Origin of the sequence: Agrobacterium sp. CNPSo 2736 (genome assembly GCF_004005385.1) — a bacterium.
Classification (GTDB): Bacteria; Pseudomonadota; Alphaproteobacteria; order Rhizobiales; family Rhizobiaceae; genus Agrobacterium; species Agrobacterium leguminum.
The window spans coordinates 1-26,397 of sequence record NZ_RZTX01000014.1 but is presented as its reverse complement, the minus strand read 5'-3'; the positions used below and the strand labels follow the sequence as shown (position 1 = coordinate 26,397).

The 26,397-nt window shown below is 59.8% G+C and carries 23 protein-coding genes; 9 read left to right on the top strand and 14 right to left on the bottom strand.

From position 1 onward, the window contains the following. The first annotated feature begins 42 nt into the window (after positions 1–42). Together EM858_RS20130 and EM858_RS20125 are read left to right on the top strand one after the other, a co-directional pair. Positions 43–495 carry a pseudoazurin gene (locus EM858_RS20130; RefSeq protein ID WP_080816172.1) on the top strand — a complete coding sequence of 151 codons (453 nt, stop codon included), beginning with the start codon at positions 43–45 and terminating at the stop codon, positions 493–495. A 238-nt stretch (positions 496–733) separates the two neighbouring features. Beyond that, positions 734–1,885: a DUF2333 family protein gene (locus tag EM858_RS20125; protein ID WP_080816169.1), complete on the top strand. Its 1,152-nt coding sequence runs from the start codon at positions 734–736 to the stop codon at positions 1,883–1,885. A gap of 30 nt (positions 1,886–1,915) precedes the next feature. Here the strand turns inward: EM858_RS20125 and EM858_RS20120 are convergent, their stop codons facing one another. After that, on the bottom strand, positions 1,916–2,632 hold the full coding sequence (locus tag EM858_RS20120; RefSeq protein WP_080816165.1) for a LuxR C-terminal-related transcriptional regulator: 717 nt from the start codon (positions 2,630–2,632) through the stop codon (positions 1,916–1,918). A 100-nt stretch (positions 2,633–2,732) separates the two neighbouring features. Continuing rightward, positions 2,733–3,254: a TIGR00645 family protein gene (locus EM858_RS20115; protein WP_003524933.1), complete on the bottom strand. Its 522-nt coding sequence runs from the start codon at positions 3,252–3,254 to the stop codon at positions 2,733–2,735. A 359-nt stretch (positions 3,255–3,613) separates the two neighbouring features. Here EM858_RS20115 and EM858_RS20110 point away from each other — a divergent pair, with 359 nt between their 5' ends. Further along, positions 3,614–5,854: a TonB-dependent hemoglobin/transferrin/lactoferrin family receptor gene (locus EM858_RS20110; protein ID WP_127757769.1), complete on the top strand. Its 2,241-nt coding sequence runs from the start codon at positions 3,614–3,616 to the stop codon at positions 5,852–5,854. 56 nt (positions 5,855–5,910) lie between these two features. On the opposite strand, the gene EM858_RS20105 is transcribed toward EM858_RS20110, so the two are convergent. Then, the gene (locus EM858_RS20105) at positions 5,911–6,834 is read right to left on the bottom strand and encodes an extensin family protein (RefSeq protein ID WP_127757768.1); all 924 of its coding nucleotides are present in this window, start codon (positions 6,832–6,834) and stop codon (positions 5,911–5,913) included. Positions 6,835–7,116: 282 nt separating this feature from the next. Here EM858_RS20105 and EM858_RS20100 point away from each other — a divergent pair, with 282 nt between their 5' ends. After that, on the top strand, positions 7,117–9,306 hold the full coding sequence (locus EM858_RS20100; RefSeq protein ID WP_127757767.1) for an anthranilate synthase: 2,190 nt from the start codon (positions 7,117–7,119) through the stop codon (positions 9,304–9,306). Beyond that, entirely contained in the window at positions 9,303–9,815 is a 513-nt protein-coding gene (locus tag EM858_RS20095; protein ID WP_164865500.1) for a GNAT family protein, read from the top strand. The genes EM858_RS20100 and EM858_RS20095 overlap by 4 nt, the downstream gene beginning before the upstream one ends. Here EM858_RS20095 and EM858_RS20090 read toward each other — a convergent pair. Then, positions 9,812–10,756, bottom strand: coding sequence for an HD-GYP domain-containing protein (locus tag EM858_RS20090; RefSeq protein ID WP_127757766.1), 945 nt, complete (start codon positions 10,754–10,756; stop codon positions 9,812–9,814). The two genes, EM858_RS20095 and EM858_RS20090, sit on opposite strands and share 4 nt — an antisense overlap. Positions 10,757–11,034: 278 nt before the next feature. Between EM858_RS20090 and ade the strand changes: the two genes are divergently transcribed. Next, entirely contained in the window at positions 11,035–12,729 is a 1,695-nt protein-coding gene (gene ade / locus EM858_RS20085; RefSeq protein ID WP_127757765.1) for an adenine deaminase, read from the top strand. Positions 12,730–12,795: 66 nt separating this feature from the next. Here the strand turns inward: ade and EM858_RS20080 are convergent, their stop codons facing one another. The 3 genes from EM858_RS20080 to EM858_RS20070 all read right to left on the bottom strand — a co-directional run bounded on the left by EM858_RS20080 (position 12,796) and on the right by EM858_RS20070 (position 15,772). Next, the gene (locus tag EM858_RS20080) at positions 12,796–13,347 is read right to left on the bottom strand and encodes a hypothetical protein (RefSeq protein WP_127757764.1); all 552 of its coding nucleotides are present in this window, start codon (positions 13,345–13,347) and stop codon (positions 12,796–12,798) included. Between the two features lie 305 nt (positions 13,348–13,652). Next, the gene (gene aac(6') / locus EM858_RS20075) at positions 13,653–14,111 is read right to left on the bottom strand and encodes an aminoglycoside 6'-N-acetyltransferase (RefSeq protein ID WP_127757763.1); all 459 of its coding nucleotides are present in this window, start codon (positions 14,109–14,111) and stop codon (positions 13,653–13,655) included. Beyond that, positions 14,108–15,772 (bottom strand): alpha-glucosidase family protein, encoded by a 1,665-nt coding sequence (locus EM858_RS20070; protein WP_127757762.1) that lies wholly within the window; start codon positions 15,770–15,772, stop codon positions 14,108–14,110. Before EM858_RS20070 ends, aac(6') begins: the two co-directional genes overlap by 4 nt. A gap of 153 nt (positions 15,773–15,925) precedes the next feature. Between EM858_RS20070 and EM858_RS20065 the strand changes: the two genes are divergently transcribed. Together EM858_RS20065 and EM858_RS20060 are read left to right on the top strand one after the other, a co-directional pair. Next, complete coding sequence (locus EM858_RS20065; RefSeq protein WP_164865499.1) at positions 15,926–16,846, top strand: sugar kinase; 921 nt, start codon at positions 15,926–15,928, stop codon at positions 16,844–16,846. Between the two features lie 172 nt (positions 16,847–17,018). Then, positions 17,019–18,068 (top strand): bifunctional monoglucosyl/glucuronosyl diacylglycerol synthase, encoded by a 1,050-nt coding sequence (locus EM858_RS20060; RefSeq protein WP_127757761.1) that lies wholly within the window; start codon positions 17,019–17,021, stop codon positions 18,066–18,068. A gap of 188 nt (positions 18,069–18,256) precedes the next feature. Here the strand turns inward: EM858_RS20060 and EM858_RS20055 are convergent, their stop codons facing one another. From EM858_RS20055 to EM858_RS20035, 5 genes are all read right to left on the bottom strand, one after another. After that, positions 18,257–18,868: a hypothetical protein gene (locus EM858_RS20055; RefSeq protein ID WP_164865498.1), complete on the bottom strand. Its 612-nt coding sequence runs from the start codon at positions 18,866–18,868 to the stop codon at positions 18,257–18,259. Positions 18,869–18,989: 121 nt separating this feature from the next. Beyond that, positions 18,990–19,598 carry a DUF2026 domain-containing protein gene (locus tag EM858_RS20050; protein WP_127757760.1) on the bottom strand — a complete coding sequence of 203 codons (609 nt, stop codon included), beginning with the start codon at positions 19,596–19,598 and terminating at the stop codon, positions 18,990–18,992. A 198-nt stretch (positions 19,599–19,796) separates the two neighbouring features. Beyond that, positions 19,797–21,227, bottom strand: a complete 1,431-nt coding sequence (gene der / locus EM858_RS20045) for a ribosome biogenesis GTPase Der (protein ID WP_003524225.1) — start codon at positions 21,225–21,227, stop codon at positions 19,797–19,799. 133 nt (positions 21,228–21,360) lie between these two features. Then, the gene (locus tag EM858_RS20040; protein ID WP_127757759.1) at positions 21,361–22,032 is read right to left on the bottom strand and encodes a tetratricopeptide repeat protein; all 672 of its coding nucleotides are present in this window, start codon (positions 22,030–22,032) and stop codon (positions 21,361–21,363) included. Between the two features lie 155 nt (positions 22,033–22,187). Next, positions 22,188–22,772: an NnrU family protein gene (locus EM858_RS20035; protein ID WP_127757758.1), complete on the bottom strand. Its 585-nt coding sequence runs from the start codon at positions 22,770–22,772 to the stop codon at positions 22,188–22,190. Positions 22,773–22,921: 149 nt separating this feature from the next. On the opposite strand from EM858_RS20035, the gene EM858_RS20030 reads away from it, so the two are divergent. Further along, positions 22,922–23,905, top strand: coding sequence for a polysaccharide deacetylase (locus EM858_RS20030; RefSeq protein WP_127757757.1), 984 nt, complete (start codon positions 22,922–22,924; stop codon positions 23,903–23,905). Between the two features lie 50 nt (positions 23,906–23,955). Here the strand turns inward: EM858_RS20030 and sbmA are convergent, their stop codons facing one another. Together sbmA and EM858_RS20020 are read right to left on the bottom strand one after the other, a co-directional pair. Continuing rightward, entirely contained in the window at positions 23,956–25,233 is a 1,278-nt protein-coding gene (gene sbmA, locus EM858_RS20025; RefSeq protein ID WP_080816126.1) for a peptide antibiotic transporter SbmA, read from the bottom strand. 183 nt (positions 25,234–25,416) lie between these two features. Then, positions 25,417–26,397 (bottom strand): YbfB/YjiJ family MFS transporter (locus tag EM858_RS20020; RefSeq protein ID WP_127757756.1); only part of this gene is annotated, 981 nt, incomplete at its 5' end.

Below are 26,397 nucleotides of genomic sequence, written 5' to 3'. Positions count from 1 at the left end.
CGACACATTCGCGTGGATGTGCTTTCTCTCAGGAGCAAAACTATGCAGAACAAAACTGCCAAATTCGCCGGCCTCGCCATTCTCGCAGGTCTTTTCGCCTTTCCCGCCCTTGCCGCCGAAATCGAAGTGAAGATGCTCAACAAGGGCAGCGACGGTCAGGCGATGGTCTTCGAGCCTGCAACCGTCAAGGCCGCGGTCGGCGACGTCATCACCTTCGTCCCGGTCGACAAGGGCCATGATGCGGCAGCCGTGAAGGACATGATCCCCGAGGGTGTCGCAGACTTCAAGGGCAAGATGAACGAGACGGTGAAGTTGACGGTCGAGAAGGAAGGCGCCTACGTCGTCAAATGCACACCGCATCTCGGCATGGGCATGATCGCGCTCGTTGTCGTCGGCGATGCCGCGCCGGCCAATCTCGACGCCGTCAAGAACGGCAAACTGCCGAAAAAGGCACGCGACCGGCTGAATGACGAGATCGCCAAGCTCGGCCTTTGAGGACATATCCCTTCGGTTCCGCGGCGGCTGTTGCTCCACAATCGGTGTGGAAAGCCATAATGGCCGGCGCGGACCGCAGGTTGAGAAAAGTTTCGCAATCATGTTGTATCCCGGTTGACCGGGACATATCTGGAAGACAGTAAATGACCGCGGTTTATAAGAAGCGCCGAAGGGCGCGGGCGGGCCGCGTGTTTTTCTTCCGGCGTCCAGCCCCACGGGCAGAGGAGACTATGACGACATGATCGACCGGATCACCGCTTTGATTCAGGCAGCCTTCAGCGCCATCGGCAGGGCCGCCGGTCTTCTCGTCGCCTGGCTTTTGTGGCCCTTCATGGCCGCCCATGGCTGGTACAGCGGCCGCAACTGGCTCATCAAGGGCCCGATCGCCCTCATCGTCATTTTTCTTGCCGGCTTCTACGGATATTTCATCTGGCAAACCCAGGTCTGGACGAATTTCGACCCGGATTACGTCGCGCGCTACAAGCTTGAAGAGCGCACCGTGCCTGCCGGGCAGGAATTGCCCGCCGCCGCCCCGGCGGGTGGCGCAACGGGTGCCGCCGCAAACACATCCGCGCCGGTCTGCCAGCGTTCGGCCATCGTTGATGCGGCCGCCGATCTCACCGATTTCAACGTCAACCAGAACGCATGGATTTCCTCCATGCTGCTCTACCGTCTCGGCCTTTTCGGCATGGACTGGGACAGCACGCCATTTCTGGACAACAAGGCGTCTTTCCAGCGTGGCGTAAACCAGGCCGTGCGCCGCACCTCGGTGGAACTGGTGGATACGCTCGGCCGCGTGCGCGGAACCTCCGGCATCAACAACAATCTCCAGGAAGCACGCGGGAACATGCAGTTCAGCGAATATTCCTGGTATTTCGGTCTCGATCCCTTCGGCCCGAAGACCCCGACCCCCAGCTATTACCGCGCCGCCATCCGCAGCTTCCAGGCCTTCAACGGCGAGCTCGCCGCCTGCAAGGCCGTCTTCGATACCCGCGCCGACAACCTCATCCAGTTCATCGACCGTATCGCCGGCGATATCGGCTCCACGTCTGCAATTCTGCGCGAGCGTTCGGAAAACTATAATGGCGGCTGGTTCGATACGCGCGCCGACGACCGCTTCTGGTTCGCCTATGGCCAGCTCTACGGCTATTATGGCGTGCTTTCCGCCGCCGGATCGGACTTCGCGCAGGTCATCCGCGAGCGTAACCTGACCAACCTTTGGAACGACACGCTGTTGCAGACCCGCGCAGCCCTGCGCATTCAGCCGGCGATCATTTCCAATGGTGAGGAAAGCGGCTGGATCATGCCCTCGCACCTCGCCACCATGGGATTTTACGTTTTGCGGGTTCGCTCTAATCTTGTCGAGCTTCGCTCGGTTCTCGACCGGTAAGGCGAGGCCTGCCGGGAACGACAGGGTCGATCAGTCTATCAGGCCAAGGCGTATCGTCTTGGCCACCAGCTGGGTGCGGTTGACGCAGTCGAGCTTGCGGATGGCGTTGTTCATATAGGCATTGACGGTATGTTCCGAGATGGACAGAAGCTCGGCGATCTCCACGGAGGTCTTTCCCTGCGCCGTCCAGCGCACAACGTCTAGTTCCCGCTTCGTCAGCGGCGACGGACCTTTTGAGTTGGTGCGGCAAAGCCGGTCATAAACCTCCAGCGCATGCAGCACGATCATGCTCAGTTCGTTGAGCGCGGCTTGCGGCAGAATATCGCGATCGCCCGCGAAATTCATCAGATGCCGGTTGCCGTACATGCCGTGCACCGGCACCATCAGACCGGACGTAATGCCCATGCTGCTCAGCGAGTCCGCCGCATCCACCAGCGGTCCGCAGGCAATATCCGGATCCTGCAGCGACCAATATTGCGGCATCATCGATGACGCGCCACGCTTGATGACGGGACAGTCCCCAAGTGCGCCGTCCCTGGTCATCGCATTCACGACCCAGACGGGCAGGCTGCTTTCGACAACCGTTGGCAAGGCATAGGCATTCTGGCCGCCGGGTAACCGCAAAAGGGTCACATAGGCATAACCGAAGGCGCGCATCACTTCCCGCAGCGCCTCCAGCCATTGGGATTTGTCGGCCGCAGCCGACAGATCGTCGCAAAGTCTGGCCTGACGTTCCGTCTTCACCATTCACACACCCTCGACACGCCGGGACGCAGCGCCCGGAGCGAGAAACATGCGGCGTGGCCAGAACGGGGTTGCGACCTTCATATCGGCTGGACCATCCTGATCAAAGCACCGGCTTTTCGGATTTGTCTTTCGGCTTGGCCATCAGTTTTTCCAGAAAACCGAGCATGACCGCCGAGACGACAAAAGCCAGATGGATGATGGTGAACCACATCAGCTTGCTGTCCGAATATTGACTGGCGTTGAGAAAGATTTGCAGCAGGTGGATTGACGAGATCGCCACGATCGACGACGCGACCTTGATTTTCAGGCTGCCGGAATCGAGCTTGCCCAGAAAGGAAACCTCGGCATCGGCATCGTCGAAGCGGCTGACGAAATTCTCGTAACCGGAAATCATCACCATGACGATCAGGCTGGCGACCAGCGCCGCATCGATCAGACCCAGCATGGCGAGGATCATGTCCGCTTCGTCGTAGGTGAAAACGTTCTTCGCAACTTTCAGAAACTTGAGCGCGAAGGAAAACGCATAAACCGCCAGTGCCGCGACGAGCCCGAGATAAAAAACGACGAGCAGCCAGCGGCTGGAGAGGATGATCCGCTCAACGAGCAGTTCAAGAGACTTCATTTCCGTATCCGATTAATAATCTGTTTATTGTTGGGGCATGGTTTGTTTCGCCATGTAAACTGGCTGCGAATATCCTAGCAAGCGGCAATGTCGGGACTTTGACCGTACCGTGGCGTTTTCACACCCCATTCGCCAGTCAGGTTCGAGAGCGGATAAGCGTCATATTTTTGCAACATACTGTTATGCTTTAAAACATGATGCGAAAAGTCATATATAATAATGTTGACAGTTATAATCATGTTTTTTAGTCCTCGCTTATCGGCTCGCCCGTAACAATCAAAACAGTTTCAGCCGCGGCGGCAAGCGCGGCGTGCCTTCGCACGCCGTGACCCGTTCGCGCGCCTACCTGGGGGTACTTAATGTCCATTTCGCGCACGCATTCCGCGCTGCTTCTGTGCACTGCCATCTCTCTTCTGCCGCTTGCCGGCCCCGCGCTGGCACAGGATGCCGCGTCGCAGGCGGACGGCGCCACCACGCTTGAAAGGATCGTCGTCAAGGGCAAGCGCGTCAAAAGCGCCAATGCCGCCGCCGACACGCCGCTGGCGAGCCAGACCACGGCGGAAGATATCCGCAAGAAGGACATCGGCAGCATCAAGGACCTCGGCAACAGCACGGAGCCGGGCGTCGATTACGTCGACGCCAAGCCCGGCCGGCCCGGCGGCCTGTTCATTCGCGGCCTCGGCGGCGCACGCGTCGTCACTTTGATCGACAATATTCCCGTTCCCTTCTTCGAAAACTTTGCCCGGCAGGGTCAGGCCACCACCACATTGAGCAATACGAATTCGAGCTTCGATTTTTCCTCACTCTCGACGGTCGATGTGGTGCGCGGCGCAGATTCCAGCCGTATCGGCTCCGGTGCTCTCGGCGGCGCGCTGGTACTGCGCACGCTCGAGCCGGAAGACCTGATCGGCGAAGGCAGGGACTGGGGCGGTGTCGCCAAGACCACCTATGACAGCGAAGACAGAAGCGTGGGCGGATCGCTCGCCGTCGCCAAGAAGATCGAGAATACCTCGGTCCTGTTCCAGGGCTCCTACAAGCGCGGCAACGAGACGGACAACAAGGGTACGGCCGATGTCTACGGAACGCGCCGCACCAAGCCCAATCCCGCCGACACCTATGAAAGCAACCTGATGTTCAAGATCCGTCAGGACCTTGAAGGCGGTCACCGCATCGGGCTGACGGCCGAGCGTTATTCGCTGAGAAACCGCAGCGACATGAAGACCCTGCAGGGCGTCAGCGTTTCGGGCTCGACCTACCGGATCGGCGACTACCGGGGCTACGAGGATACCGAGCGCGATCGCGTATCGCTCGATTACGAATACGAAGCGCCCTCGACCGACGGCTTCATCGACGCCGCCAATCTCTCGCTCTACTGGACGCGTCTTTCCAAGGAATCCGGCGCGGGTGACCGCCTGACCAACAATTCGCTCTATATTCGCGAAGACAGCATGCGCAACAGCGCATTCGGCATCGTCGGCGGCCTTGAATCCGGCTTCGAGCTTGGCGGCGTGCAGCACACGGTCCGTTTCGGCGGCAACGCCATGACGACCGATTTCAGCCAGGAGCTTTACGCCAACACGGCCGGCGTGACGTCTTCGTCCCAGTCCGACATGCCTGACGTGAGCGGCAAGAGCCTCGGCCTCTATCTCGATGACGAGATCGCCTTCGGCAACGGCTTCCGCCTGACACCCGGCCTGCGCTTCGATTCCTATGATTACGATCCGGACGGCTCGGTTTCCAGCAATGGCGGCTACAGAACCTTCGGCCTGCCGACCGGCAACAGCGGCTCGCGCTTCTCGCCGAAGCTTCTCGCGACCTATGACGTCACACCGGAACTGCAGCTCTTCGCGCAATGGTCGATGGCCTATCGCGCCCCGACGATCAACGAACTGTACCTGAACTTCTCCAACATCAGCTCCGGTTACGCGGTGGTCGGCAATTCCGCCCTCAACCCCGAGACCAGCAACGGTTTCGAAATCGGCGCGAACTACGCCTCCGGCGACCTCACGGGAAGCCTGACGCTGTTCCACAACAAGTACAAGAACTTCATCGAGCAGTACACGACCTCGACGACGCTCTTCCCCGGCTTCGGCGGCAGGGGCAACGGATCGCTCTTCACCTATCGCAACCGTAACAACGTCGAAATCTCCGGTGTCGAAGCCAAAGTCCGCAAGGACCTCGCAAACGGCTTCTTCGCCCATGCTTCGCTCGCTTACGCCTATGGCAAGGACACCGACACCAACGAATTCATTCGCACGGTCGCGCCCTTCAAGTCCGTTGTCGGCATCGGCTACGAGCAGGACGTCTGGGGCACGGAATTTACCGGTGTCTTCTCCTCCGGCATGCGTGACGACAGGGTGGCCAACACCTTCGACGCCCCCGGCTACGGCGTCTTCAACCTGACCGGCTGGTGGGAACCGGAACAGACCAAGGGCCTGCGCATCCAGGCCGGCATCTACAATCTGTTCGACAGGAAATACTGGAATGCCGTCGGCGTTCGCGACGTGAACCCGAATTCCGTCAGCACCGTCAACCAGCCGGTGGACTTCTATACGGAAGCCGGACGCACCTTCAAAATCTCTCTGACCCAGAAATTCTAAAACCGGGCAGAAACATCATCTCCAGTCGGGGCGGCCTTCGGGTCGCCCCTTTTTTATCAGCGGCAATAGAGATAGCGGCCCTTGCGCTCCAGCACGTCGAGATGCAGGTGATCCTGATGGGTGGCGTCGCTGCCGGGGGAAAGAACCGTGCGGAAGAACAGGCAGGCGGCGGCGGTAATCGTGCGCTGGAAAGCGCCTTCCGGCGTTCCGTCCTCACCCCGCGGCTTCATCACCAGCGGCTCGCCCTTATCGAAGGAGATCGTGGAAATATCGACGGCGTTGCCCTTGGCATGTTCGGAAATCTTGCCGTTTTCCGCGCTGTTGCGGTTGCGGCAGATATAGGTCGAAGCATTGGCGATGGCCGTCACCTTTTTCTCCGGCAGCGCAAGGGCCGCCGCCGGCACCATCATCTCCTTTGTCCAGCGGGAAAGCGCAAGCGCGGTTTCGCAGCGCATGGTGCCCGATGGTTCCAGCTTGATGCCGGGCAGAACCATGGAAAGCTCGACAGGCGCTTCGATGCCGCAGCCCTGCTCCGCATCGCGGATCGGCTCAAGCTGCTTGAACTCCGCGCCGATATCCTTCAACGCGCCAAGGCACGCCTGAAGCGCGGCCGGATCTTCCGGTTTCACCGGCTCGGGTGGCTTCTCCTCCGGTTTTGCGGCGTCACCATCCGGTTTCCGTTGTTCGCCCTCCTCCTTGCCTGCCCCTGCCTTGCCCTCGACGCCTTTCTTGCTGTCGTGGGATCCCTTGTCTGCCGGCGTCTTGTCGTCATCCGGTTTCCCCTCTTCCGGGACCTGCGGTTTCGGGGCCGGTTTCGGCGCTTCCACCGGGCTTTGCGGCGGCTCGTCCGATGGCTTTTCCGAGGGGGTGGAGGATTGCCCCTCGCCCGGCTTCGGTTGCGGCACCGGCACCTGCGCCGGCGGTTCAGAGGCGGAAATCAATGCGAGGCTTGTTACCAGAAGACACAGGCGATGAAGCATTTTTCGGGGCACTCCTGACCGTTTCGGCAGGAGTGCAACGCCGCGACGGCCCGTAAGGTTCATTCCCTCACCGAAATCCGCTTGCCAAGGCGGATCGTGCGCGCTAACAATTTTCCCATGAACATCGTGTCTAAGAACATTGCTAACTGGTGGTGGGGCAGCTTTTCGCGGCCTTGACCAGTCATGTCTTCAGACAAAGTCCAAGCCGCCCGAATTTTCAGGCGGCTTTTTTGTTATTATGCCGCCTGTCATCGGGCCTGAACAACGGGAAGTATGAGAGAAATGGTAACGATCATTCAGGATGACGGAGCGGAAACCTACGAGACGAAAGGCGGCATCAAGGTCAGCCGAAAGCGTCGGCCCGCCGATTACGCCAGCGCCATCGATAATTATATCGAAAAGCTCGATTCCCATCGCGGCGCGGTTTTTTCGTCCAACTACGAATATCCGGGCCGTTACACCCGCTGGGATACGGCCATCGTCGACCCGCCGCTCGGCATTTCCTGTTTCGGCCGCAAAATGTGGATCGAGGCCTATAATGGCCGCGGCGAAGTGCTGCTTTCCTTCATCACCGAGAAGCTGAAGGCGACGCCCGATCTCACGCTTGGCGCTTCCACCACGCGCCGTCTCGATCTGACTGTCAACGAACCGGACCGCGTTTTCACGGAAGAAGAACGCTCGAAAATCCCGACCGTCTTCACGGCGCTGCGCGCCATCGTCGACCTCTTTTATTCGAATGCGGATTCGGCCATCGGCCTGTTCGGCGCCTTCGGTTACGATCTCGCCTTCCAGTTCGACGCGATCAAGCTGTCGCTGGCGCGCCCGGAAGACCAGCGCGACATGGTGCTGTTTCTGCCCGACGAAATCCTCGTCGTTGACCACTATTCCGCCAAGGCCTGGATCGACCGCTACGATTTCGAAAAGGCCGGCGTGACGACGGACGGCAAATCCTCCGACATTACGCCCGATCCCTTCAAGACCACCGATACGATCCCGCCCAAGGGCGATCACCGTCCCGGCGAATATTCCGAACTGGTGGTGAAAGCCAAGGAAAGCTTCCGCCGCGGCGATCTGTTCGAGGTCGTTCCCGGCCAGAAATTCATGGAGCGTTGCGAGAGCAATCCGTCGGCGATCTCCCGCCGCCTGAAGGCGATCAATCCCTCGCCCTATTCCTTCTTCATCAATCTCGGCCATCAGGAATATCTGGTCGGCGCTTCGCCGGAAATGTTCGTGCGCGTCTCCGGCCGCCGCATCGAGACCTGCCCGATTTCCGGCACCATCAAGCGTGGCGACGATCCGATTGCCGACAGCGAGCAGATCCTGAAACTGCTCAATTCGAAGAAGGACGAATCCGAACTCACCATGTGCTCGGATGTGGACCGCAACGACAAGAGCCGCGTCTGCGAACCGGGTTCGGTAAAGGTCATCGGCCGCCGCCAGATCGAGATGTATTCGCGCCTCATCCACACGGTTGACCACATCGAAGGCCGCCTGCGCGATGACATGGACGCCTTTGACGGCTTCCTCAGCCACGCCTGGGCCGTCACCGTCACCGGTGCGCCGAAACTCTGGGCCATGCGCTTCATCGAAGGTCATGAAAAGAGCCCGCGCGCCTGGTATGGCGGCGCAATCGGCATGGTCGGTTTCAACGGCGACATGAATACCGGCCTGACGCTGCGCACCATCCGCATCAAGGACGGCATTGCCGAAGTGCGTGCGGGTGCGACGCTGCTTAACGATTCCAATCCGCAGGAAGAAGAAGCCGAAACCGAGCTGAAGGCATCCGCCATGATTGCCGCCATTCGCGATGCGAAAGCCACCAACGCCGCTTCCACCAAGCGCGACGCCGCCAAGGTAGGCACCGGTGTGAAGATCCTGCTCGTCGACCACGAAGACAGTTTCGTGCACACGCTGGCGAATTATTTCCGCCAGACGGGCGCGACCGTCTCCACCGTCAGAACGCCGGTTGCGGCAGAGGTGTTCGATCGCTTCCAGCCCGATCTCGTCGTGCTCTCTCCCGGACCGGGCAGCCCGACGGATTTCGACTGCAAGGCAACGATCAAGGCCGCCCGCGCCCGCGAATTGCCGATCTTCGGCGTCTGCCTCGGCCTTCAGGCACTGGCGGAAGCCTATGGCGGCGAACTTCGCCAGCTTGCGGTGCCGATGCACGGCAAGCCCTCACGCATCCGCGTGCTGGAGCCCGGTCTCGTCTTCTCCGGTCTCGGCAAGGAAGTAACCGTCGGCCGTTACCACTCGATCTTCGCCGACCCCTCCACCCTTCCGCGTGATTTCATCATCACGGCGGAAAGCGAGGACGGCACGATCATGGGCATCGAACATGCCAAGGAACCGGTGGCCGCCGTTCAGTTCCACCCGGAATCAATCATGACGCTCGGCCAGGACGCCGGCATGCGCATGATCGAAAACGTGGTGGTGCATCTGACCCGCAAGGCGAAGACGAAGGCGGCATGATGGCTGCTGCCGACACCATCAGCATCGAACCCATCCGGGCGGAGCACGTTGAAAGCTTTCACCGTGCTCTCGATGCGGTGTCGCGCGAGCGGAAATATCTGAGCTTCCTGGAGGCGCCGCCGCTCGATTCGGTCCGCGCCTTCGTTCTCGACATGATCGAAAACGACCATCCGCAATTCGTGGCGATTGCGGATGGCAAGGTGGTCGGCTGGTGCGATATTCGCCGCGAGAGCAGACCCACCCATGCCCATCGCGGCACGCTCGGCATGGGCATCCTGCCGGCCTATCGCGACAAGGGGCTGGGTGGACAGCTGATGCGGCAGACGCTCGATGCCGCCCGTCAATGCGGGCTGCACCGTGTGGAACTGAGCGTGCATGCGGACAATGCCCGGGCAATCGCGCTTTATGAAAAGATCGGTTTTGTGCATGAAGGCCGGGGCCGTGATGCCGTTCTGATCGACGGGCGTTACATCGACAGCCTGAACATGGCGATCATCTTCGGCAACTAACCCCTCGGCAGCGAGGCGGAAATGCACAGCGCGAATTTCTTCAGCAGCTGCATGTCGAAATGCCCCTCCCGCCGCAGCATCCAGGTCAGCGCATCATTCGCCGTCCACGGCTTCTTGTAGGGCCTGACCGAGGTGACGGCGTCATAGACGTCGCAAATCGCCGCGATACGCGCATAGAGGCTGATCTGGCTGCCCGCACGGCCGCTCGGATAACCGCCGCCATCCATCCGCTCATGATGATTGAAGCAGACATCGAGCACCATCTCCGGCATCTGCACATTGCGCGACAATATATCCCGGCCGAATGCGGGATGGAGATTAATGATTTCCCGCTCGCTGGCGCTCAACCCTTCCGCCTTGTTGAGGATCGATGAGGGGATTTCCACCTTGCCGATATCATGCAGCAACCCGCTGATGCCGAGCAGATTGACCGTTCCCCTGTCGAGCCCGAGATAATTGCCGAAGAGGATCATCAGCCCGCTGACGGAGACCGAGTGCACGAAGGTCGTTTCATCTTTCGATTTCAGGCGGGTGACGCCGATGAAAATCGCCGGGTTCGACTGTACGGCATCGGAAATCTTGCCCGCCGCCGCAGCCATGCCCTTCAGCGAAACACCACCGCCGGCTTCTGCGGAAGCAAAGGTCTCGGCAATCGCATCGGCGGCCGAGCGTACGGCGTGGGTAACCGCAGCGACGGTTTCCGGGCAATTGCCCGGTTGCGACGAAACCGCCACGGAACGCGCGCTGCCTTCGGTATCGTATCCCCTGGCCGTGTTGATGACGATGCTTTCGGCGCCGCTTGATTTCAATTGACGCATTAATTCCTCGTGCCGCAAAAGAAAGCGGTGCCGCTTTAAAAATCCCTGGTTCGAAAGCGTTCCTTCGACCGCTTCGATAAACATGCCAATCGTCAGTTGCTGGGTGGAAATTCGTTTGAGCATCAGATGCTTTTATTTTCCTTCCCGGGAATGATAACCTGAAACCGTAATTCGTAAAAATGTCGGCGCGCAACCGGCTAAACTATAAAGGTGAAGTCAAGTCTTCCCAACCCTGCCTAAACTTGCACCTCGGAAGATTAAATAACACAAATATGAAAATTTTTTACTCTGGATATATTTAAAACTCAAAGAATCAATCCGAATAGACCAAGAAACAACCACAGAATGTAAATAGTGAAAATTCTCGCATACGACGCAAATCAGGAGCCGAAGAAACCCGCATGAATTCCAGACTTGAAACGCGCATCGATCAGGGTACGGGCCGTGAACCGGCGGACATGGTTCTCAAGGGCGGGCGCTTCTTCGACCTCGTCACCGGAGAACTCGTCGCCTCGGATATCGCCATCTGTGGCGACACCATCGTCGGCACCTGCGAGAACTACAAGGGGCGACAGGAAATCGACATTTCCGGAAAGATCGTCGTTCCGGGTTTCATCGATACGCATCTCCATATCGAATCGTCGCTGGTGACGCCGCACGAATTCGACCGCTGCGTTTTACCCTATGGCGTTACCACCGCCATTTGCGACCCGCACGAGATCGCCAATGTTCTCGGCGTGGAAGGGCTTCAGTTCTTCCTCGACAGCGCCATGGAAACCATCATGGATATCCGCGTGCAGCTCTCCTCCTGCGTGCCCGCCACCCATCTGGAAACCGCCGGCGCCGATCTGCCCATCGAAAAGCTGCTGCCGTTCCGGGGGCATCCGAAGGTCATCGGGCTTGCCGAATTCATGAATTTTCCGGGCGTCATCCACAAGGATCCGGTGTGCATGGCGAAGCTCGAGGCGTTCCAGGGCCAGCATATCGACGGGCATGCACCGCTTCTCTCCGGCACGGCGCTGAACGGCTATCTCGCCGCTGGCATCCGCACCGAACATGAATGCACGAGCGCGACTGAGGCGCTGGAGAAAATCCGGAAGGGCATGCATATTCTGGTGCGCGAAGGCTCGGTCTCGAAGGACCTGCACGCCCTGATGCCGATCATCACCGAACGCCTGTCGCCCTATCTGGCCCTCTGCACGGATGATCGCAACCCGCTCGACATCGCCGAACAGGGCCATCTCGACTATATGATCCGCACCGCAATCGCCAGCGGCGTGGAACCGCTCGCCATCTACCGCGCCGCCTCCATTTCCGCCGCAAAAGCCTTCGGCCTGCGCGACCGCGGCCTTGTCGCACCGGGCTGGCGCGCCGATCTCGTGGTGGTCGACAGCCTGCAGAACTGCAAGGCAAGCATGGTGCTTTCCGGCGGGCGGATCGTCGATGACGCCCTCTTCGCCACGCGCAAACCGGTCGCACCCGTCGGCCTCGACAGCGTCAAGGCAAGACCCGTGCTCGCCTCGCATTTCGGCGTGCCGGTCACGGAGGGCGAAAGCCCCGTCATGGGCGTGCTTCCCGGCAAGATCATTACCGAGCATCGCCGTTACAGGCTGCCGGCGGATGGCAACCAGACCACCGTCGATCTTGAGAACGACATCATCAAGGTCGCCGTCATCGAACGCCACGGCAAGAACGGCAACCATGCCAACGGTTTCGTTCAGGGCTTCGGCCTGAAAAAGGGCGCCATCGCCTCCACCGTCGGCCATGACAGCCACAATATCTGCGTCGTCGGCGTCAATGAAGACGACATGGCGCTGGCCGCCAACCGTCTCGGCGAAATCAAGGGCGGCTTCGTGGTGGTGGAAGACGGCAGGGTGACGGGCGAGATCGCTTTGCCGGTCGCCGGGCTGATGAGCCTCGAACCCTATGAGACCGTTCGAGACACGCTGCACACGCTTAGAAAAGCGGCCTATGCGCTCGGCACGACACTGGAAGAACCCTTCCTGCAGGTGGCCTTCCTGCCGCTGCCCGTCATCCCGCATCTGAAGATTTCCGATATGGGCATGGTGGATGTGGACCGGTTTGCGCTGATCTGACCGTGGCTTGCCGACCGGAGGCAGCGGAAAACGCTCAATCCGCATTTTGAGGCCGCGAGAGCGGCCTCATGCTTTCGTCTCCGAAGGCCAGGTGACGTAATAATATTTGCCCGCGACCCTGCCAAAATAGGCGTGTTTTCCCGTCGCATTGTCGACATAGCTACCGCTTCCATCCCTGGAAAGCGCACCGTCTTCGCTGCGCTTCAGCTGCGTGTTGAGGAAATCCACCCAGTTGGTCTTGGCAATGTCAGTGGCTGTCGTCGGCTTGGCGTTTTTCTGGTTCGGATCCCACGCATTGATCGTTTTGCCCTGGGTGGGGTTCGAAACCTGCAGGGCCCCACGCTCGAGAGCGCTCATCATCGACCGGGCGCGCAGATATTGCGCCGGATCGTCCCCCGCCAGGGAAAGCTTGGCCCTCAGATTCCGCATGAAGTCGGGCGATGCGATATAGTCGGCTGACGAGGTTTTGGGGGCTGGTTTCGGTGTTGATGCGCGGGCTGCCGATTGTCCGGAAAGGAAGACCTCTCGGATGGATGGAGGGGCGGCCTTAGCTTTGGCGCGCGGCGAGGTGGAATTCGCGGTATTGGGCTGATTGAAATTCTTGATTGAAACGGACATGACAATCCCTGCTTCACTTTATGGGTGGAGACCGAAAATCTGTAGGTTTCAATGATTAATACTGGAAGCTTGCCCAAGGCTCGCCAACAGCGAAGTAAATGTAAAAAAATTACTGCGTAACCATTATAAAAATGAATATATTTAATCTCCAATCATGAATTAATCCAATTTGAAAATGTTATAAATTTCATCAATACTTAAATAGTACTATTCATCACCCAAGACGCGATCATGGCGACGCATGTGATCGCCGGAAGGCGCCCGCGAAAACTGACATCATCCGCTGACTGAACAACGCCGGGAGGTTATGAACCCAGAGGCAGAGACTTGCGAAAATAAACCACCCGCTGCGTTTCCTCAAATCCCAGCGCCGCATGCATGCGGTGTGAATCGACATTGGAAATATCGGCATCGGAAGCAAGCTCGCTCACACCCTTGCTGGTCGCCCAACGGGTTACTTCGGCAATCAAAGCAGCCGCAACGCCCTGTTTGCGAAATGCCTCCTCCACATAAACGCCTTCGAGAAACGCCACGGGCGAGGTGTCGCATCCGTTGACGTAATCGTGCCGCAGGCTGGCTTCGGCAAAACCGATGGCCATGCCCGCCGGATCATAGGCAATAAATCCAATCTCATTGTCGGAAACGTTCTGCAATTCCGCCCTGTGTTCGGCGGGTGAAGCATCCGGCCACAAGCGGTGCCGCAGAAGCGACCACTCATCGAGCGATGCTTCGCCAGCCGTTTCGATGACAAATTGCCCGTTCATGCAACGACCCCGCAAAACACATCCAGCCCCTCGAGCTTCACGATACCCGCATCGAATAGCGGTGCGAAACCCGGCAGCGGCAATATATCGGTGACCCGCATGGCCTTCGGTATCGGGAATTCCACCGGTTCGCGGGTGAGGTTGAAAACGAAGAGCAGTTTTTCATCGCCCTTCTGGCGCGTGAAGGCCAGCACATCGAGATTGGTCTTGATGAAGTGCATATCACCGTCGCGCAGCGCGCCGTGACCTTTTCGGAAGGACAAAACCGCGCGGTAATGGTTCAGAACCGAATCCGGCTTGCGCTCCTGCGCATCCACAGCCTGCATGGCATGAACATAGGGCACCGGCAGCCAGGGCTTTTCAGCGCTTGAAAAACCGGCATTCGGCTTGCCGGTCTCCCACGCCATCGGCGTGCGGCATCCGTCCCGCCCCTTGAAGGCGGGCCAGAAGCGGATGCCGTAGGGATCGCGCAGATCCTCAAAGGCGAGTTCCGCCTCGGTCAAACCCAGTTCTTCGCCCTGATAGAGACATATGGAACCGCGCAGGCTGGCGAGAACGCAGATGGCAAGCTTCGCCACCCGCATCTGCTCCTCCGCGCTTTCGGAAAAACGGCTGAGGTGGCGCACCACATCGTGGTTGGAAAAGGCCCAGCACACCCAGCCATCCGTCACCACCTTGCCGAAGGTCTCGACCGAGGCGCGCAGATGCTTCGCGCTGAAATCCGGACCCAGCAGGTCGAACGTATAACACATGTTGAGCTTGTCATTACCGGACGTATAGGCCGCCACCGTCTTCAGCGACCGCGCCCCGTCTCCCACCTCGCCCACCGTGGCGCGGCCGTCATATTCATCGAGCAGCCCGCGAAAACGCTTCAGGAAAGCCACGTTTTCCGGCCGCGTCTTGTCGTAGAGATGGTCCTGCATACCGTAGGGATTGACGTCGGAAGCATCGAGACCGAAACTTTCCTCATCGAAAAGCGGCGGGTTGTCGCGCAAAAGCTTGTCATGGAAATAATGGTTGACGGTATCGAGCCGGAAACCGTCCACCCCGCGATCCAGCCAGAAACGCACGGTTTCGAGGAGCGCATCCTGAACCTCGCGATTGTGGAAATTGAGATCCGGCTGTGAGGCGAGGAAGCTGTGCATGTAATATTGCTTGCGCACGCCGTCCCATTCCCATGCCGGGCCGCCGAACACGGAAAGCCAGTTGGTGGGTGCCGTGCCATCCGGCTTGGGATTGGCCCAGACATACCAGTCGGCCTTGCTGTTGGTCCGGCTCGCCCGGCTGTCCACGAACCATGGATGCTGGTCCGACGTGTGCGAGATGACCTGATCGATGATGACCTTCAGCCCCAGCCGGTGCGCCTCTGCCATCAGCGCGTCGAAATCGGCAAGCGTGCCGAACATCGGATCGACATTGCAATAATCGGAAACGTCATACCCCATATCGGCCATGGGCGAGGTGAAGAAGGGCGAGAGCCAGATGCCGTCGACACCGAGCGAGGCGATATAGGGCAGGCGTTTCGTCACCCCGGCAAGATCGCCGAAACCGTCGCCGGTCGTATCCTGAAACGAACGCGGATAGACCTGATAGATCACCGCTCCCTTCCACCAGTCCGATTGCGCTTGGGGTTTGTGGACCGGGGCATGGGTTAGCGGCATGGGCGATCTCCTGATGGTTTAAGCGGAGAATATAAAGCTGTCGCCGCCGCGTAAACCGGAACTTCGCAGATGCACAATCGGCCAGAACCGCCCTTGTCAGCGGCGCGCACTCGTCGTAAGCCGCATGGCTGGAAAAAACGGGAGGATGACGGCGTGGGCGGACGGTTTCTGTCGATTGGCGAATGCATGGTGGAACTGTCGCAGGCCGGCAACGGGCTGCTGCGCAAGGGTTTTGCCGGCGATACGTTCAATACCGCCTGGTATGCCCGGGCCTGCCTGCCAGGCGACTGGTCGGTCGATTATTTCACCGCACTCGGCGACGATCCTCTCTCTGAAGACATGCTGACCTTCATTGCCGAAGCCGGCATCGGCACGGAGAAAATCCGCCGCATCAAGGGCGGCACGCCCGGCCTTTACCTCATCAACCTGAAGGACGGCGAGCGCACCTTCAGCTACTGGCGCAACGCCGCCGCCGCAAGGCAGCTCGCCGCCGATGCGGACCACCTGCGCAGGACGGTGGAAAGCGCCGATGTGGTCTATTTCTCCGGCATCACGCTCGCCATTCTCGCCTCCGCCCATGATGTCGATACGTTCCTCGCCGAACTGCGCCGCGCCAGGGCGGCGGGCAAGCTGGTGGTCTTCGACCCCAACATCCGTCCGCGCCTGTGGGCCGACAGAGATACGATGCTCGAGACCATCTCCAACGGTGCTCGCGCCGCAACGCTTGTCATGCCGAGCTTCGATGACGAGGCGAGCCATTTCGGCGATGTCTCCGTGGAAGCGACCATCGACCGCTACCGTTCGCTTGGCGTCGAAAACATCGTCGTGAAGGACGGCGCCAAGGGCGCGACGCTCGATTTCGGCGGCAGCCGCAGTCACGCCCCGGCGGTGAAAGCCGTGGACGTGGTGGATACGACAAGCGCCGGCGACAGCTTCAACGGCGCTTTCCTCGCCCGTTATGTGACCGGCAGTTCGCCGGAGGAAGCGGCCACCTTCGCGGCAAGGGCGGCGGCAACCGTCATCGGTCACCACGGCGCGCTGATCAGCCCCGAGCTGCTGCCGCTGGTGGGATAAGGCTCCGCCGCACCGGGGGAGCGCCGTGGACAACCGCAAACTTCTGCGCGCAAACCACGCTTCCCCGCCGTCACACACCCTGACATGATCCTGTAACACGCACGCCGCATATACGGGCAGAAGCCGGGCAATGGGGATTCGCCCGCGCGCAGATGAGCAGGATCAGTGTTTCATGACGAGAATCACGATTGTCACAGATGCCTGGCACCCGCAGGTCAACGGCGTGGTTCGCTCCATAGAAAACACCAATACCGAACTCGCGCGGCTCGGCGTCGATGTACGCATGGTCACGCCGCAGAGTTTTTACAGCATCCCCTGCCCCACCTATCCGGAAATCCGCCTTTCGGTTGCCGGTTATCACCGTGTGGCGGCGGAGATCGAAAAAAGCCAGCCTTCCTTCGTGCATATTGCGACGGAAGGGCCGCTGGGTTTCATGGCGCGACGCTGGTGCGTGAAGAACCGCATGCGTTTTTCCACCAGCTATCACACCCGCTTTCCCGAATATGTGGCGGCGCGCTTCCCCGTGCCGGAAAGCTGGCTTTACGCCTTCGTGCGCTGGTTCCACAATGGCGGCAACACCTGCATGGTGGCGACGCCGAGCCTTGAGACCGAACTGGAAGCGCGCGGCGTGCGCAATCTGAAGCGCTGGAGCCGCGGCATCGACGCCGAGCTTTTCCATCCCCGCCCGAAAGCAAAGCTGCCTTTCGACCTGCCGCGCCCGATCTTCATGACGGTGGGACGTGTGGCGGTGGAGAAGAACCTGCCGGAATTTCTGGAACTGGACCTGCCGGGTTCGAAGGTGGTCATCGGCGACGGCCCTGCCCGCCAAGAATTGCAGGAGAAATATCCGGACGTTTTGTTCACCGGCGTCAAGACCGGTGAGGAGCTGGCCGACGCCTATGCGCAGGCCGATGTCTTCGTTTTCCCCTCGAAGACCGATACGTTCGGCAACACCATTCTGGAAGCGCTGGCAAGCGGCGTGCCCGTGGCCGCCTTCCCCGTCACCGGACCGATCGATATTCTCGGCGGCAACCCGGCAGCCGGTGCGCTGGACGACAATCTTCGCGATGCCTGTCTCGCGGCGCTTCATTGTTCGCCGCAGGAGGCGCTGACGCTTTCCAGAAGCTACAGCTGGGAAAAAGCCTCGCGGCAATTCCTCGACAACGTCATCCACGCCGCCGGAAAATCCCTGCCGCTGCTATCCCGTTCTCAACCTGCATGAGGGCGATCCCCGAGATTCTGTTCGGGAACGGTGGACGAAACGAAGCGGGAATGTCACAAGGCAATCAGGACGCGACTGCCGTTATCTTTAGAACGGGGTCGGGCTGCTGATTGACGTCAGGCGGCTGCCGCGAGAACACGCTGGCCGTCCTCTGTTTCCGGATGATACCGCCATTTTCAGATGCTGCTTCAGGATAAGGGAAGAAGCTCTTTCTGCTGGGCTGCGCACCAGTGATTGATCTTCTCCATGATGTCCTTTGCAGCAATCGGCAGGGCGCTGTTGGGTATGACGGCCACCGTCCCGTGGAAAACCAGCACCAGACTGTCCGGCGGCGTGAGTGCGAGATGATAGCGCGCCCAGCTCAACTGCACGGTGTCCAGTCTTGTGACCTGCTTGTAGCCCTCGGGTCCTATCTCGACCTCCGTGTGAGGCGAATACATCCGATCATTGGCAATATTCCAATGTGCCAGGACCTCGTAGTAGGATTTCATCTCCCGTCTGGCGCCTTGCCAGATAATGTACCAGATGGTGAGGGCCACAAACGGTGCGGGTGCAAACACCCAATAACCGACAACCGGCCAGACGCCCGGAAACCACGGCAGGCTTATGGAATAGATGAAACCGGCAGCCACTCCCGCAAATATCGACAGCTTCACTCTCGCCGAGGCAAAATGGCGAGCCCAGGCCTTGTCGAAAATCATGCTGTAATTTTCATAGGCCTGATGTTGATAGCCGTGGACATAGTCGGGCACATGTTTCGGATCGGGCGTGAAGCTTATTGAAATGGTGTCATCGGCCATAGGAACACGTCAATCCCGTCGCTGTTGAAGCCCAGTCTGCGTAGCAACATTGCCCTTATAAATCAAAAGACCTTTTGCTGACAAAACCTTCGGGATCGACGCCCTGCGGCTTAACCTGCCTTCACCATGCTCCGGTGAGCATCTGGCCGGAAAGCGGCACGGTTCGCGCCTTGCCGTCGCGATCCGTTACCGAAAGCGATGCGGCCATCTGTTTCGGTGACTTGCGGAACCAGTTGGCGGCAACGCTCGCCATATCGCCGATCATCGCCTGTTTGTGCCAGTCGGCAAAGCGCTTGGCCGTGGCTTCAGGCTCGGAGCGGTAAAAGAAATCGCCGGATTGTCCGAGATCGTTGATGGATGCCGCCATGGCGACAAGCGGCCGCTGGAACATTTTCGCCGGCACGGAAAGCCCATCGGCGCCTTCCGAAAATGCCGGGGCCATGAAATCGATCGCCCAGCCATCCGCCTCCACCCAGCAGTGGAAGTTCTCGCCCGCGCCCGTCACATAACCGTCTTCGCGGTGATCGGCGAACAGCAGCACGGTTCCACCGAGATTATAGGCCGCAAGCCCGCCCTTCGGCACCGCCTTCACCTTGTAATGCTGCTGCAGGATGAAGGCGCCGAAGGTGCTGAAATACATGGAGGCCGAGGCGGGATCGGCATTCTGGCTGATGAGCAGGCTGTTGATGACGCGGTAAATCCGGTGATAGTCGGTCTGCTTGATCAGCATGGTCTTTTACTCTTCAAAACCGTGAAATTGGGACGAGCGGGCGCCCCTTGTTTCTTCTCCCCGAGGGGGAGAAGTCCGCGGCAGCGGGATGAGGGGGCGAGGCCAGCAGCATACGGAGAGGTTACCCCCTCATCCGGCCCTTCGGGCCACCCTTCTCCCCGATGGGGAGAAGAAAAAGGCCCCGACGCCCGCGTCAGATCATCGCCTCTTCTTCGCCTTGCTCTCGAACGGATTGTCAGACCCACGATAATGCACACGGATCGGCACGCCCGGCATGTCGAAATCCTTGCGCAGACCGTTCACCAGATAACGCGTATAGCTTTCCGGGATAGCTTCCGGCCGCGTGCAGGAAATCATGAAGGCCGGCGGGCGGGCCTTTACCTGCGTCATATATTTCAGCTTCAGGCGACGGCCGGAAACGGCCGGCGGCGGATGCTGGGTCGTCTGCGAATCCAGCCAGCGGTTGAGGCGGGCGGTGGAGATGCGGCGGTTCCAGACCTTGTCGGTATCGATGATATTCTGCATCAGCCGGTCGAGACCATAACCCGTCTGGCCGGAAATCGGCACGGCACGAATGCCGCGCGCCTGCGGCAGAAGCCGCTCGGTTTTCTCCCGCAGATCGGCCAGATAGGCCTGCGGGTCTTCCACCAGGTCCCATTTGTTGAAGGCCAGCACGGCGGCGCGGCCTTCGCGGATGACGAGATCGACCAGCTGCAAATCCTGCTTTTCGAATGGGATGGTGCTGTCGAACACGATCACCACGGTTTCGGCAAAACGGATGGAGCGCAGCGAATCCGCCACCGAAAGCTTTTCCAGCTTCTCCGTCACCTTGGCCTTGCGGCGCATGCCGGCCGTGTCAAACATCTTGATGGTGCGGCCGCGCCAGTCCCATTCGACCGAAATACTGTCGCGGGTAATGCCGGCTTCGGGGCCGGTCAACAAACGGTCTTCACCGAGGAAGCGGTTGATCAGCGTCGACTTGCCCGCATTCGGCCGGCCGATGATGGCGACGCGCAGCGGCTTGGTCTCATCGTAAACCGGCTCTTCGTCTTCCTCGTCCTCGCTGCCCGGCTCGCTGCGCGGCAGAACGATATCCGTTTCCGCCTCATCCACCTCAGGCGGGAAAGCGACGTCTTCGCCGATTGCCTCGACAATGGCGTCGCGCAGGTCGATCATGCCCTGACCGTGTTCGGCCGAGATCGGGCAGGGATCACCGAGGCCGAGCGTGAAGGCGTCGTAGAAACCGGCGTCCGAGCCGCGCGCTTCGGACTTGTTGGCCACCAGCACCACCGGCTTGCCGCGACGGCGCAGCATCTCCGCCAGCGTCTCGTCGGCCGGCGTCAGGCCCGCCTTGGCGTCCACGACAAACAGCGTCACATCGGCATCGTCAATCGCCGCTTCCGTCTGCGCCCACATACGGCCCTGAAGCGTTTCTGGCCCGGATTGCTCCAGACCGGCGGTATCGATGATGGTGAAACGCAGGTCGACAAGCTTCGCCTCGCCGGGGCGGCGGTCGCGGGTCACACCCGGCGTATCGTCCACCAGCGCCAGCTTCTTTCCGACGAGACGGTTGAAAAGCGTGGACTTGCCGACATTGGGGCGCCCGACTATGGCGACGGTGAAGCTCATTGATCCTAGTTCCTTAAAGCACGTCTGCCCAAAACGTTACCTGTTTTGGGCAAAGGACATGCGTAAAAATAATGAGTTGGATCGCTTTGGCAATGCACAGAATGCCGGCGCGATCCTGCGTGGCGCAGCGGCGTTAGGCAGCCTTGCCGGAAGCGGTGATATTGTCGAGCATGATCTGCGCGCGGTTCGTCACGTTGCGCGGCGCCTGCGTGTCGCTGACGATCTGCTCGAACCATTGTTTCGCCTTGGCGAAATCGCCGGCCTTGTAGGCGGCGAGACCCAGAGCTTCGCGGGCGGAGGCGCGCATGGTCTGGCCCTCGGCGCTGAGCGGCTCCGCCAGCGCCACGACCTGATCGTAGGTGCCGTTATCCACCAGCAGCCAGGCTGCGCGCACCTTGGCGGTATCGCGGAAGACCTGCGGCGCGGATGTATCGTTGCCGATGGCGGTGAAGGCGGCGATGGCGCCGGCCGCATCGCCCTTCTGCGACAGCAGCGTGGCCGAGCGGAACTTCGCCAGAACCGGATAATTGCCATGACCGGAGGTTTCGAGATCGGCGAAGGCCTTCAACGCCTCATCCGTCTTGTTGTCCGAAGCGAGCTTCAGCGCCGCAAGGAACTGGTCGCCGGAATTGGAAGCGCGGCTGGTGTTCCAGTATTCGTAGATACCGGCGCCGGCGGCGCCGAGAACCACGAGAACGGCCGCACCCACGACCACGATACCGTAACGGCCCCAGAAGCGCGACAGCTGCTCGGAACGGATCTGCTCGTTCACTTCGCGGATAAAGGTATCATTTTCGTTTGCCATCAAATTCTCCGTTACCCGCGCGGAGATCGTCGCCGATCCATCCGTTCGCGGACATACCAAGCCGCTTACCCGGGTCAGCAAAAGCAAGACCGACCGGGTCATGGTCGGCCTTCTAGCCTATTTTGCCTGATATGTAAGGGGGAAACGTTGATTTCCTACAGGACGATGGGCTGAACGCCGATCAACCATTCGTGCAGTTTCAGGATGAAAGCACCCCAGAGAACGATGCCGCCGACGATGGCCACCAGATCGTAGCGGCCTGAAACGAAGTCCCGGACCACTTTTTCGCCCGCTCTTTCCCGGCGCTTCAGCGAAATCCGCATCACCACGCCCCAGGCGAGGAACGATGCGAAAAGAAGGATGGAAGACGTCTCGCCATTGGCCAGAAGATGCGCGAGCGCCCAGATCTTGACCGAGAGGATGAGCGGATGTTTCGTCTTCACCGCGATGTAGCCAGCCGGGATGAGGCTGGCGACAAGACAGATCATCGCCGGCAGCATCAGGGTCACCGCGAGATGGCTCGTCCAGACCGGCGGATACCACACCATTCCGGTTTCCTGCCGCGCTTCGCCAAAGGCATAGATGACGAGGCCGAGCGTGATGAGGCTGACGAGCGAATAGACGCCCTTGAAAGGCCCCTCTCCCATCGACGCGATCATCCGCGCGCGAAATTGCGGTGCGACCACCTTCAAAAGATGCGTCAGCAGAAACAAGGCAAGACAGAGTGCGAGAAAAAGCATGAAACACGGTCCCCCGGTGGAACGAAGCGGCCCTATCACCGCAAGCTGCAACAGGAATTAGGCCGAAAGTCATGAAAACGCCAGACTATTCAAAGCTTCGCCTTATTCCACCCGCAAAAGGCCACGGTGTTTCATATGACGGATAACTGATGTTTCGCCCATTTGCCACCTTTGCCCTGTCGCTTCTCGCCGCCCTTCCCGCCTTTGCCGAAGAGGCTGAGAAGCCGAAGCAGCTCGTCATCGTGTCCTTCGACGGTGCGGGCGACAATTCGCTGTGGGAAAGAAGCCGTGCGACGGGCAGGCAAGTCGGCGCGCATTTCACCTATTTCCTGGCCTGCACGCTGGTGATGGACAGGAAGACCAGCGCCAAGACCTATCAGGGACCCGGCCAGAAGGCGGGTCGCTCCAATGTGGGTTTCGGCCAGTCGCCGGAAGAGGTGGAGGCAAGGCTCAGAAACATCTGGGCCGCCTATCGCGAGGGTCACGAAATCGGCAACCACACCTGCGGCCATTTCGATGGCGGGCAATGGACCGCCGAACAATGGGACGGCGAATTCACCACCTTCACCAGCACGCTGGAAAACGCCTGGCAGATGATCGGCAAGAAGGGCGAGGAGCCCGAAGGCTGGCGCGAGATGGTGAAAAAGATCAATGGTTTCCGCGCGCCCTATCTCTCGCAGGGGCCGGCGCTGACCGAAGCGCAAAAAAAGCACCGTTTCGTCTATGACGCCACCAGCATCACCAAGGGACCGGAATGGCCGGTCGAGCGCGACGGCATAGAGCATTTCGGCCTGCCGCTCATTCCCGAAGGTCCGGGCAACCGCCCGATCATTGCCATGGACTACAATCTCTTCATCCGCCACTCCATCGGCGTCGAGACGCCGGATCGTTCGAAAGAATTCGAGGACCGCGCCTATACGGCCTTCCGCAATGCATTCGACAGGCAATATAATGGCGAGCGCATTCCGCTGCAGATGGGCTTTCACTTCGTGAAGATGAATGGCGGCGCCTATTGGAACGCCTATGAGCGGCTGCTGCGCGAAGTCTGCGGCAGGCAGGATGTCGCCTGTGTGAGCTATGCCGAGGCGATGCCGATGATCGAGGCGCGGAAGAAACAGAAGACCGAGGGGTGAAGCCTCTCGATTCATGAAAAAGGCGGCCGTCTGGCCGCCTTTTTGTTTGCTCAGGGGCGGTTCGCCGCCAGTTCGCCGTCCTCGGCCTCGCGTCGCAGATAGCGCTCATCAATATCCGGCAGCGGCTTGTCACCGATCGCGGCTTCGAAGGCCACAAGACGTTTGTGGATGGAAAGCAGTTCGATGATCGTCGACCAGTAATTCACCAGATACTGGAAGGAATTGCTGACCTCACCGAAGGCCGTGGCGATCTGCTGCCAGATGCCCATGGTGATCCGCCCGGCAACGAATGTCGGGATCAGGATGAAGTTCAGGAAGATCGCATCGAGCTGGCCGTAGGAATAACGTGCCACGTTGAAATAGAGATAGTGCCAGTACATGCGGAAATAGTTTCTGCGCACATTAGCGAACAGCTCCCGCACCGTTACGGGATCGGCCCGGTCGGCATGGTCCTCGCCATAAACCAGCTCCTTGCGATAGGCCGCCTCCACACGCTGGTTGCGGAAGTTAAGCCCCGGCAGCTTGATACCGGCAAGCGCAAGCAGCGCGGTGCCGAAGATCGACCAGACGATCGCCAGCCAGAAAAGCGCGTGCGGAATGGCGCCAATCACCGGCAGGTCGCCCACATGTTCGGACATGCGGAACAGGAGCGGCAGGAACACCACCAGCGTCATCACGGAATTGATGAGCGTGACGCCCAGCCCTTCGAGAATATTGGCGAACCGCATCGTATCTTCCTGGATACGCTGGGATGCACCCTCGATATGGCGCAGCTTGTCCCATTTCGACATGTAGTAGTCGTTCATGGCCGTACGCCAGCGGAACACATAATGGTTGGTGAAGAAGGCGGTCACCACATTCATCACCACGCCGACAGCGCCGATCTCAAGGAACTTGAGCTGATAATCGTAAAACTGCGCGGCCGTCACGTCGCCTTGCTTGGCGAGCGCATTTTGCAGAAGATCGAAGAACGGGCCGCGCCAGTTGTTCAGCGCCACGGAAACCTGCACCGCAAAATAGGCGATGAAAATGATGAAAGCCGATCCCCAGATGGACCATGCGGTCCATGGGTGATCCTTCGCGACCAGCTGCCATGTAATGCCGAATATGGCGACGAAGATCGTGAAATAGAGATAGAACCAAAGATTGTCGGGCGAGAAGAAATAGGCGAGCCCGATGGGCGCGGTCTGTCCGGGCGCCAATGGCGGCAGGCCGATGGCCGCGCCGATCTGCGGGCCGACACTGTACCAGACAACGATGCACACGATTGTCCACAGCGCGGCCGACGTGAAGAAGATTTTCGGTTTGGGAAAGAAGGAATGAAACACGTTTCGAACTCACGCGCGTTTGAAATCAGCCATTATTGGCGAAGCACTTATTGGCCCGAACCTAGGGCAGAAATTTGTGCACAGCAATGAAGAAGCGCTGACCTTAACAAGATGTAAGGCGCAGATGGCGGGCGATGCCCGCCGGAAACACCGAATTAGAGACAGGAAAAGACGGCCCGCAGCCTAGCGCCGCCGCTCCGTGGCGAGCACCGGCAACATCAGCAGAATGCTGACGACGAGCACAGCGGAAGCAAGAATGCTGGGCGCGGTAAAACTTCCCGTCGCCTCGGCAATCCAGCCGGCGGCCAGCGGCCCGACAATCTGGCCCGTGCCGAAAGCGGCCGTCATCAGCGCAAAGGCGCGACGCGGGCTCGGCCCGGCAAATTCCCGGCCGAGCTGCAGGCCATAGGCGGTGATGACCATGAAGGTCAGCCCGAGAAGCAGGCCTCCGACGAGAACACCCGGCACCGGCGGCAGCATGACGGAAGCGAAGACGCCGGCGGCTTCCATGGCAAGAACGATGACGAAGGCGCGTTTCAGCCCCTGCGATTTCAAGACCGGTTTCCAGAGGAAAAGCGAAATGGCGGCGGCGCAGCCGGTGATGAACCAGGCCAGAAACTCCACGAAAGCGCCGGCAGCGGCCATTCGGGCAATCGCCACGATGAAGGTGGCGGTGATGACGTAACCGAAACCGAAAAGCCCATAGGCCAGCGTTGTCAGGAAGAGCGGCCGCGTCCAGTTGAGCGGCGGCTCCGCCACCGAGGATGCATGTCGCGGCGGGCCTGCGGGCAGCACCCGCCAGACGAGAATGAATGTGATGAAGGAAAAGACAGCGCCTGCGATCCACTCCTCTCGCCATGAGGAGCCGCCACCGTCAAAAACAACGCCGATCAGATAGACCGCAAGCGAGGAGATCGCGATGCCGGCGCCGACGCCGCCATAATGCAGCGCCTGAATGCTGTCCCTGCCCGCCTTGACGGCATGGCCGATAACGATCTGCGAGGTGAAGATCATGGTCAGCGCGCTGGCGACGCCGGCCAGAAACCGGATGACGGTGAAGGCCGCAACGGAGTTGAAAGCGGCCATGGCAAGTAACAATGCCCCGGTGGAAAACAGGCCGCAAAGCGCCACCAGCCGTTCCCGCCCCGAACCCCACGAATAGGC

Bases quoted from the DNA above. Each gene is read 5' to 3' on its own strand.
- EM858_RS20090 (WP_127757766.1), bottom strand. From the start codon at position 10,756: ATGCTCAAACGAATTTCCACCCAGCAACTGACGATTGGCATGTTTATC.
- EM858_RS20055 (WP_164865498.1), bottom strand. From the start codon at position 18,868: ATGGCCGATGACACCATTTCAATAAGCTTCACGCCCGATCCGAAACAT.
- EM858_RS20130 (WP_080816172.1), top strand. From the start codon at position 43: ATGCAGAACAAAACTGCCAAATTCGCCGGCCTCGCCATTCTCGCAGGT.
- EM858_RS20125 (WP_080816169.1), top strand. From the start codon at position 734: ATGATCGACCGGATCACCGCTTTGATTCAGGCAGCCTTCAGCGCCATC.
- EM858_RS20080 (WP_127757764.1), bottom strand. From the start codon at position 13,347: ATGTCCGTTTCAATCAAGAATTTCAATCAGCCCAATACCGCGAATTCC.
- ade (WP_127757765.1), top strand. From the start codon at position 11,035: ATGAATTCCAGACTTGAAACGCGCATCGATCAGGGTACGGGCCGTGAA.
- EM858_RS20110 (WP_127757769.1), top strand. From the start codon at position 3,614: ATGTCCATTTCGCGCACGCATTCCGCGCTGCTTCTGTGCACTGCCATC.
- EM858_RS20070 (WP_127757762.1), bottom strand. From the start codon at position 15,772: ATGCCGCTAACCCATGCCCCGGTCCACAAACCCCAAGCGCAATCGGAC.
- EM858_RS20105 (WP_127757768.1), bottom strand. From the start codon at position 6,834: ATGCTTCATCGCCTGTGTCTTCTGGTAACAAGCCTCGCATTGATTTCC.
- EM858_RS20115 (WP_003524933.1), bottom strand. From the start codon at position 3,254: ATGAAGTCTCTTGAACTGCTCGTTGAGCGGATCATCCTCTCCAGCCGC.
- EM858_RS20035 (WP_127757758.1), bottom strand. From the start codon at position 22,772: ATGCTTTTTCTCGCACTCTGTCTTGCCTTGTTTCTGCTGACGCATCTT.
- der (WP_003524225.1), bottom strand. From the start codon at position 21,227: ATGAGCTTCACCGTCGCCATAGTCGGGCGCCCCAATGTCGGCAAGTCC.
- EM858_RS20030 (WP_127757757.1), top strand. From the start codon at position 22,922: ATGTTTCGCCCATTTGCCACCTTTGCCCTGTCGCTTCTCGCCGCCCTT.
- EM858_RS20050 (WP_127757760.1), bottom strand. From the start codon at position 19,598: ATGCTGATCAAGCAGACCGACTATCACCGGATTTACCGCGTCATCAAC.
- EM858_RS20120 (WP_080816165.1), bottom strand. From the start codon at position 2,632: ATGGTGAAGACGGAACGTCAGGCCAGACTTTGCGACGATCTGTCGGCT.
- EM858_RS20095 (WP_164865500.1), top strand. From the start codon at position 9,303: ATGATGGCTGCTGCCGACACCATCAGCATCGAACCCATCCGGGCGGAG.
- EM858_RS20100 (WP_127757767.1), top strand. From the start codon at position 7,117: ATGGTAACGATCATTCAGGATGACGGAGCGGAAACCTACGAGACGAAA.
- EM858_RS20060 (WP_127757761.1), top strand. From the start codon at position 17,019: ATGACGAGAATCACGATTGTCACAGATGCCTGGCACCCGCAGGTCAAC.
- EM858_RS20040 (WP_127757759.1), bottom strand. From the start codon at position 22,032: ATGGCAAACGAAAATGATACCTTTATCCGCGAAGTGAACGAGCAGATC.